The organism is Paraclostridium sp. MRS3W1 (genome assembly GCF_032465715.1).
GTDB lineage: Bacteria > Bacillota > Clostridia > Peptostreptococcales > Peptostreptococcaceae > Paraclostridium > Paraclostridium dentum.
The window spans coordinates 1-9,527 of record NZ_JAWDJM010000031.1; the positions used below are offsets into that span (position 1 = coordinate 1).

General features: G+C 27.9%; 5 protein-coding genes and 1 pseudogene. 2 read left to right on the plus strand and 4 right to left on the minus strand.

Annotated elements, in window-relative coordinates; all coding sequences use genetic code 11:
- Positions 1-31 precede the first annotated feature (31 nt).
- A complete protein-coding gene (locus RWY47_RS02500; protein WP_150842922.1) occupies positions 32-1,402 on the minus strand; it encodes an MATE family efflux transporter in 1,371 nt (456 codons plus the stop codon).
- A gap of 86 nt (positions 1,403-1,488) precedes the next feature.
- Here RWY47_RS02500 and RWY47_RS02505 point away from each other — a divergent pair, with 86 nt between their 5' ends.
- Positions 1,489-2,322 carry a MerR family transcriptional regulator gene (locus RWY47_RS02505; RefSeq protein WP_021430770.1) on the plus strand — a complete coding sequence of 278 codons (834 nt, stop codon included), beginning with the start codon at positions 1,489-1,491 and terminating at the stop codon, positions 2,320-2,322.
- 125 nt (positions 2,323-2,447) lie between these two features.
- On the opposite strand, the pseudogene clpB reads toward RWY47_RS02505, so the two are convergent.
- Both clpB and RWY47_RS02515 read right to left on the minus strand, forming a co-directional pair.
- Positions 2,448-5,050: pseudogene (gene clpB / locus RWY47_RS02510) on the minus strand (ATP-dependent chaperone ClpB).
- Positions 5,051-5,290: 240 nt separating this feature from the next.
- Complete coding sequence (locus RWY47_RS02515) at positions 5,291-6,793, minus strand: PAS domain-containing sensor histidine kinase (protein ID WP_148550293.1); 1,503 nt, start codon at positions 6,791-6,793, stop codon at positions 5,291-5,293.
- Between the two features lie 315 nt (positions 6,794-7,108).
- Here RWY47_RS02515 and RWY47_RS02520 point away from each other — a divergent pair, with 315 nt between their 5' ends.
- Positions 7,109-8,773, plus strand: coding sequence for a glutamine--tRNA ligase/YqeY domain fusion protein (locus tag RWY47_RS02520; protein WP_021430778.1), 1,665 nt, complete (start codon positions 7,109-7,111; stop codon positions 8,771-8,773).
- Positions 8,774-8,852: 79 nt separating this feature from the next.
- Here RWY47_RS02520 and uvsE read toward each other — a convergent pair.
- Positions 8,853-9,527: UV DNA damage repair endonuclease UvsE (gene uvsE, locus RWY47_RS02525; RefSeq protein ID WP_316030229.1), on the minus strand; the 675-nt coding region annotated here is incomplete at its 5' end.

Genomic DNA, 9,527 nt, shown 5'->3' on the forward strand with positions numbered 1-9,527 from the left:
GGTTTCTATCTAGTCGTTTTTTATTTTATATTTAAACAGCATTTTTTGCATTTTCATAAATCTCAACGTCTTCATATTTTTCGTTTTCTTGAATTTTTGATTTATTCTTTTGAAGTATTTTTTTTGCAATTACAAGTACTATTGCTTCAGATACAAGCGTAGTAAACCATATACCTGCGCCTCCAAATATAGACGTCATCAATATTAAGCTTAAAGTTATTACTACTAATCCTCTTCCTAAGGATATTACACTTGCATGTATGGCTTTTCCTGTTGAAACACAAAATCCTGATATTATTACATTATATCCCATAATCAAATATGCTACTGAAGATATTCTTAAAGTTTTTACAGTATAATTAAATAGTGTTATATCTGATTTATCAATAAATATAGATACTATTTGATTTGCAAATATTAAAACTAATAAAAATGCTATTACTGAAGCTTTTGTTATATAGCTTAAGCTCATTTTTAAAAGACTCAGCACTGATTTATTATCTTCCATACCATAATAGTAACTACATATTGGTTGTAATCCTTGAGATATTCCTAGCATAGTTGTAAGAACTAAAGTGGTTACATAACAAATTACACTGTAACTAACTAAAGCATTTTCACCTATTAACATTAATATACTTTGATTAAATAGTAATATAACTACAGCTAAACTTGCCTCTGTCATAGAATCTGGAATACCTATTAAAACAATTCTTTTTATAAAATTAAAATCAAATTTAAACTTGCAAAATCTTAGTTTTCCTCTTCTTCTTAAAAAATGAGCTAAGAAAAATGTCACTGAAAATACTCTAGCAATTCCAGTTGCCAAAGCTGCACCTTCAACTCCCCATCCCCATTTAAGTACAAATATATAATCTAAAACTATATTAGTTATTGCTGAAATTATAACTCCTATTGTAGATAAATGAGGATACCCATCACACTTTATAAGTAACTCAAGTCCATAAGAAACTAAGTAAAAAGTAACAAATAATATAATATTACCTAAATATCCTTTAACTAAAGGTAATGTACTTTCTGTCGCTCCTAAAAATATAGATATTTTTTCTAAGTTAGCTAAACTAAATACAATAATAAATATAGATATAATAGCTAGTACTACAGTGTTAAGTGTGAAATATTCGCTTGCTTTTTTATCATCACCTTTACCAAGGGTCATTGATACAACAGTTGATGCACCAGTTGATAATAAAACTGACACAGCAAATAAAGTATTTATAAATGGTGTTGATATATTAACAGCAGCAAGGGCTCCACTTCCAACCCCTTTGCTAACAAACGCTCCATCTACCATAGAATATAGTGAGAATACCCACATAGATGCTACCGATGGTATTACATATTGTTTAAATTGAGTTTTTAAATCTTTTACATTTTTCATAATTATTACCTCCCTCCACCTAATTGAATATAAACTATGGTATAATACTCAAGTCAACAATTTTATTTCAAAATGAGGTGATTTTTTTGAAAAGAAAATATTATAAAACTGGAGAATTATCAAAAATCTATAATTTAGGTAGAGATTCTCTTAAATATTATGAAAAGTTAGGTCTTTTAAATCCAGGTAGAGATACAAATTCTTACAGAATGTACACTATAAAAGATATATGTAATTTGAATTTAATAAAAGAACTTAGAAGCCTTGATTTTTCTATGCAGCGCATAAAAGAGTACTTAGAAAACAGAAATGTTAGAACTACTAAAAAAATGTTACAAGAAGAGATAAAACTTATAGATCAAAAGCTAGACGAGCTGACTATACACAAAGAAAGCTTAAATAAAAGGCTAAGCTCTATTGATAATACACTAGACCATACAAATTTCAATAGAATTGAGCTTTTATATATGAATAAAAGAAAAGCTCTTACAGTTAATTCAAATGTTAGCTTTGATGAAAACGTAGATTACTTAATCCAAAGATTAAATGAAAAATTTGATGATAAATTCTATGTATTAGGAAATAGCAATTTTGGAGCAGTATTTGATACAAAAAGTGTTTCAAATGGAATTTTTAATAATTATAAATCTATATTTTGTTTACTTGATGATAACGCTACCAATTTTAATTTAACAATAGAAGAGGGTTACTATGTAACTTATACATATAAAGGCGATTATAAAAAAACAGCAAAAATAATCCCTATGCTATTTAAATTTATAGAGTTTAATAACTATACTATTCTTGGAGATCCTATAGAAATATATAAAATAGATATTTATGAAACATCTTTAGAAGATGAGTACGTTACTCAAGTTCAAATTCCAGTTCAATTAGTAAGTGATTTATATGAATTCTAAAAAAGGGTATATTATCTATACCCTTTTTTGTTATGGAATTAAAGTATCAATTCCATTTATATATTCTTCATCTTCTATTGAGGAAATAGAGCTTAAGTTTGTTGCCTCCATAACCAATTTAAAACTTACGCTCTTTCTTGTACTGTTATTTCTACATTGTCATCATTTCCATCTATAAGTATATGACATCCATTATAAACTTTACCAGCTATCATCATTTTAGCTATTTTTGTTTCTAATACATTTCCAATATATCTCTTAAGTGGTCTAGCTCCATAAATAGGATCATAACCTTCTTTTATCAATACATCTTTAGCACTATCAGTTATACTTAAAGTTATATGCTTATCAACTAATCGTCTTCTTAAATCATCTAAGAATATGTCTATAATTCTTCTAATGCCTTCTTTATCAAGAGGTTTAAACATTATGATATCATCAACTCTATTTAAAAACTCAGGTTTAAATCTTCTCTTCATTTCATTCATTACCATTTCTTTAGTAGACTCTTTTATTTCACCTGAATCTTCTAATAAATATGAACTACCTATATTTGAAGTCATTATTATTATTGTATTTTTAAAATCAACTGTTTTACCTTTATTGTCAGTAAGTCTTCCATCATCTAATATTTGAAGGAATAAGTTAAATACATCTTCATGCGCTTTCTCTATTTCATCAAATAGTAATACTGAATATGGATTTCTTCTTACAGCTTCTGTTAATTGTCCTCCTTCTTCGTATCCTACATATCCTGGAGGCGGTCCTATAAGTCTTGATACTGCATGTTTTTCCATATATTCTGACATATCAATTCTAATTATATTTTCTTCACTATCAAATAAATTTCTAGCTAAAGTTTTTGCAAGTTCTGTTTTACCAACACCTGTAGGTCCTAAGAATATAAATGATCCTATTGGTTTATTTTCATCTTTAAGTCCTGCTCTGTGACGAATAACAGCATTACTTACAGCCGTTACAGCTTCATCTTGTCCTATAACACGAGTTTTTAACTCTTCTTCTAATCTTAGTAATTTTTCTTTTTCGCTTTCAACTAACTTAGTTATAGGTATATTTGTCCATTTAGAGATTACTTCTGCAATTTCTTCTTCTGTAACCTCTTCTTTTAATAAAGATGTTTGATTGTCATCTTCCATTTTTTCTTCTGCTTCTTTAATTTCGTTTTCAAGTTTTGGAATTATACCATATTTAAGCTCTGCAGCTTTATTTAAATCATATTCTCGCTCATATCTTTCTACATCTCCTCTAGCCTCATCAAGTTTAGCCTTAAGGTTTCTAACATTCATTATATGTGACTTTTCTTTTTCATATATAGCTGTTAAATCATCATTTTTAGACTTAAGTTCAGCTAATTCATCTTGAAGTTTTTCAAGTCTTCTTTTACTTGCTTCATCCTCTTCTTTAAGAAGTGCTTCTCTTTCAGTCTCTAATGTAAATATTTTTCTTCTAACTATATCTAACTCAGTTGGTAGTGAGTCAATTTCACTACGAATCATAGCACTTGCTTCGTCTATTAAGTCTATGGCTTTATCTGGTAAATATCTATCTTGTATATATCTATCTGATAATTTTGCTGCTGCAACTATTGCAGAGTCATGGATTCTAATACCATGGTGAATTTCAAATTTTTCTTTTAATCCACGAAGTATAGAAATTGTATCACCTACACTAGGTTCATCCGCTATAACTGGTTGGAATCTTCTCTCTAATGCTTTATCTTTTTCTATATACTGTCTATATTCATCAAAAGTAGTAGCACCTATACAATTTAGTTCTCCACGAGCTAACATTGGTTTTATTAAGTTTCCTGCATCCATAGCCCCGTCTGTTTTTCCTGCTCCTACTATTGTGTGTATCTCATCTATAAATAAAATTATTTTTCCTTCAGCGCCTTGAACTTCTTTAAGCACTGCTTTTAATCTTTCTTCAAATTCACCTCTATATTTAGCACCTGCTATTAATGATCCCATATCAAGCGCAAATATAATTTTATCTTTAAGGCCTTCAGGTACATCTCCTCTGACTATTCTTTCTGCTAAGCCTTCTACTATAGCAGTTTTACCTACACCTGGCTCACCTATTAAAACAGGATTGTTTTTTGTTCTTCTTGAAAGTATTCTTATAACTCTTCTTATCTCTTCATCACGACCTATAACTGGGTCTAATTTATTTTTTTAGCTAAATTTATTAAGTTTGTACCATATCTAGCTAATGCGTCATATGTACCCTCTGGATCTTGGGTTTCTACTCTTTGATTTCCTCTAACTTTTGATAATACTTCTAAAAAACTGTTTTTATTTATATTGTATTGTTTAAATATTTTACCTATATTTGAACGTGATTCTAATTCAATTATAGCTAAAAATAAATGTTCAACACTTATATACAAATCATTGAATTCTTTTGAAATTTCTTCTGATTTTATTAATACTTCATTTAACTTTCTTGTAGCTACTACACCTTGTGAACTAGCTGCCTCACCTTGAATTTGAGGTAGTTTTAAAAGTTCAGTTTTTACACTTGCTTTTAGGCCTTCTACAGATATACCCATTTTTTCTATTATTCTAGGTATTAATCCATCTTCTTGGTCTATTAATGAATAAAGTAAATGTATTGTATCTACTTGTTGGTTATGATTTTTAACAGCTTCACTAAAAGCATCATTTAAGCTTTTTTGGACTCTTTGTGTCATTTTATCTGCTTCCATAAAAAACTCCTCCAAACTTTTAAATTTAATTTACTATATCTTATACCACTATAAACTTATAGTAAACATTTACCATTAATTTAAATATATTCTTATTTTTCTTTAATTTTTTAAAATTTAAACATATTGTCTTAAACTTCTGTTTTATTATTAGCTTTAATTTATTCGATAATTCACATTAAGATTATTAAAGCTATTATTAAATAAAAAAGTGGATAAATCTTAAAAGATTATCCACTTTTATGCATATATATCAGAAAATTCAACTTCAATTTTTTGCACGAAATTTGCCTTTAAATTGCAATCATCTATTAGTTCTAATTTATGGCTGTATAAATTACAAGGCATATCTATTATAAACTCACTACCTTGTCCAAGCTCACTTTCAACATCTATATTTCCACCATGCAACTCAACTAAAGACTTAACTAAAGACAGACCTATCCCACTTCCAACTTTGGTATCTATACTTTCATGCTTAACTTGTTTAAATCTATCAAATACTTTATATAAGTCTTTTTTAGGTATTCCAATCCCTTCATCTTTAACTCTTAATTGAATCTTATCTTTTAAGTCTTTTATAGTTACTTGTATGGTTTTTCCTTTTCTATTAAACTTAAATGCATTTGATAGTAAATTTAATACTATCCTTTCCATTTTATCTAAATCAAACCCGATAACTTTTTCTTCCACATCTGTATCAAATATTATATCCATTTCATTTTGATTTGCAAAATCACTTACAGAATCACAAATACTCTCAACAAAATTAACTATGTCATAATTTTTAGGGTTAAATTCTACATCTTCATAAGTTAACTTAGTTGAGTCAATCAAATTGTCTACTAGTTTCAATAGTCTATATCCATTTTGTTTTATTATATTTAAATACTTATCGTCTCTATCATTTGTTTTGTTATTTATTATATCGTATCGGTAATTTAACATTTGAACTGAACTAAATATTAAGTTTAATGGTGTTCTTAATTCATGTGCTGTATTGGCTAATGCTTCTGAACGTGCTCTTTCTAATGCTTCTTCATGTTCTTTTCTCTCCGTTATATCCCTTGCTATTCCTATGATTCCAATTACCTCTCCACCATCTGATATTATAGGTGTTTTTATGATTTCTAAATAAATTTTCTTCCCATTTTTCAATATAACGTTTTCATAATACATTTTAGTAGATCTAGTGTCTACAACCTCTAAATCATTATCTCTATAACTTTCAAAATTTTGACTGATCACAGGTAAATCTTTATAACTTTTACCTATTATATCATTTCTATCTAATTCTACTAGCTCCGTTGCATAGCTTTTATTACAACCTACTATATTCCCATCTATGTCTTTATAAAATATATAATCCGGTATCGTGTCTATTAGTAATTGTACGGTTCTTAAATGCTGTATCTCTTTATTTTCTACAAGCCATAATACATATTTATCATCTTTTACATATGATATTTCAACTTTATACCATCCATCTAAATAAGAAATATATGAATCTTCATCTATTATACCTTCTTTTAAATTTTTATCTAAAATAGAAGGTATAATATCATTTATACTTTTTTCTTTGATATTTTCTTCATCTAGATCCACAAGTTTACAAAGTTTATCATTAAAGTCTTCTATTATAAAGTCTGTAAAAATTCCTTCTTCATTTTTTATAGCTTGTCCATATATACATGGCAATGGACACAATTTTAAAATTTCACTACAAAGTTTAAAGTTTAGCATTCCCCCACCCCTAACAAAATTACTCTATATAAATTATAACAAACTTGTTTCTATATTTCATTATTAAATTGTTAATATTGTTTATATTTTGTTAATAAGTCTGTGGATTATTTTAAAAATGACTTTTTTTATAATTGCAATTTAATATTTATTTTAATTTTTGCATATAAAAACATTTTCCTGTAATATTTTTCACTATAATTGTAAGAAATTAACTACTAATCCTTTATTTTTTTCTCAATTTGAATTAAAATTATTAATAATAGTAATTATATAATAATAATAATACAAATTTAATAGATAAGAGGTACGAATATGTCAAATGAAAATAAGTCATCAAACTTTATAAGAAACATAATAGTTAATGATTTAGAATCTAAAAAACATGATACTATCATAACTCGTTTCCCACCTGAGCCAAATGGATATTTACATATTGGTCATGCTAAATCTATATGTTTAAACTTTGGTTTAGCTAAGGAGTTTAATGGAAATGTAAATTTAAGATTCGATGATACAAATCCAGTAAAAGAAGATGTAGAGTATGTAAACTCTATAAAAGAAGATGTTCAGTGGTTAGGCTTTGATTGGACTAACTTATACTTTGCTTCAAATTATTTTGATCAAATGTATGAAAGAGCTGTTCTTCTTATAAAAAAAGGTAAAGCTTATGTATGCGACTTAAACGCAGAACAAATGAGAGAGTATAGAGGTTCTTTAACAGAACCAGGAAAAGAAAGTCCTTATAGAAATAGATCTATAGAGGAAAATCTTGAATTATTTGAAAAAATGAAAAACGGAGAATTTGGAGATGGAGAAAAAGTTTTAAGAGCTAAAATAGATATGTCTTCTCCTAACATCAATTTAAGAGACCCTGCTATATACAGAATATCTCATTCTCATCACCACAATACTGGTGATAAATGGTGTATATATCCAATGTATGCTTTCGCTCATCCATTAGAAGATGCTATAGAGGGTATAACTCATTCTCTATGTTCGTTAGAATTTGAAGATCAAAGACCACTTTATGATTGGGTTGTAGCTGAGTGTGAAATGCCAGAAGTTCCTCGCCAAATAGAATTTGCTAGACTTAATCTTACAAATACTGTTATGAGTAAAAGAAAACTTAAACAACTAGTTGATGAAGGTGTAACTGATGGTTGGGATGATCCTCGTATGCCTACTATAGCTGGTCTTAGAAGAAGAGGTTACACTCCAGAAGCTATTAGAAACTTCTGTAATGAAATAGGTGTGGCTAAAGCAGATTCTACAGTAGATAGCCAAATGTTAGACTATTTTGTAAGAGAAGACTTACAGCCTAAAGCGCCTCTTGCTATGGGTGTTTTAAAGCCTTTAAAACTAGTTATAACTAACTATCCAGAGGGTCAAGTTGAAATGCTTGAAATAGAAAACAATGCTAAAGATGAAACTAAAGGTAAGAGATTAGTTCCATTCTCTAGAGAAATATATATAGAACAAGAAGACTTTATGATTGAACCAGTTAAAAAATACTTTAGATTATTCCCTGGTAATGAAGTTAGATTAAAGGGAGCTTACTTTGTTAAGTGTAATGACTTCATAACTGATGAAAATGGAAATGTAACTGAAATCCACTGTACATATGATCCAGAAACTAAGAGTGGTTCTGGATTTACTGGTCGTAAAGTTAAAGCTACTATACACTGGGTAGATGCAAATAGTGCTGTTCCTTGTGAGTTTAGATTATTTGAACCATTAATACTAGATGATGCTCCTGAAAATGAAGGTAAGCACTTCTTAGAGCAAATAAACCCTAATTCTCTTGAGATAGTTCAAGGTTTTGCTGAAAAAACTGCTATAGAAAATGCTAAGCCTCAAGATAAGTTCCAATTTGTAAGACATGGATTCTTCAATGTAGATTCTAAATATACTACTGATGAAAAGCTAGTATTTAATAGAGTAGTTCCATTAAAGAGTTCATTTAAACCGAATAAATAATATAACTAAAAAGCTGAGTGAGATACTTTCTATTAAGTATTTCACTCAGCTCTTTTTATAATAATATATGTATAGTAATTTATATTTCTATAGTTGTTTCATCTATAAATTTAATATTTTTATCTAAATCCCTTATATCATTTACTAGCTTTTTTAATGCTAAATCTTTCTTTTTAGCTTCTATCATCACATCGAAATCTCTGTCTACTTCATCTTTAGCTAGGTATATAAAATTCAAAAAATCTTTTGCATTTATGAAATCTGCATGTTTCCTATCTTTTTCAAATTCTCTCGGACTTGAAAAATGTATTTTAGGTGGTAAAAGTTCGTTATTCCAAGTATTAAAAATATCTTTTAATATATACTTAATTTCCTCTCCGTTATTTTTACAAATATGATGGTGGATATCAAGAACCATAGGTAATTTTGTTTCTTTACATATATTTAAAACATCTTGTGCTGTAAATATTTTATCGTCATTTTCTAATATTAATCTACTTACAACTTCATTTGGAAAATATTTTAGGTTATTTATAAACCTTTCTATGCTTTCTTCTTTTCCGCCTTGAGAACTCCCGATATGTATAACCATTTTTCCTTCTTTATAATTTATATCTTCAAATATCTGACTTTGAAATTTCAAACTTTTGATAGTATTTTCCACAACATTTTCTTTTATGCTATTGATTACATTAAACTGATCTGGATGAGAATCTATTCTCAGATTATTTTTTCTGATTATATTCCCTATATC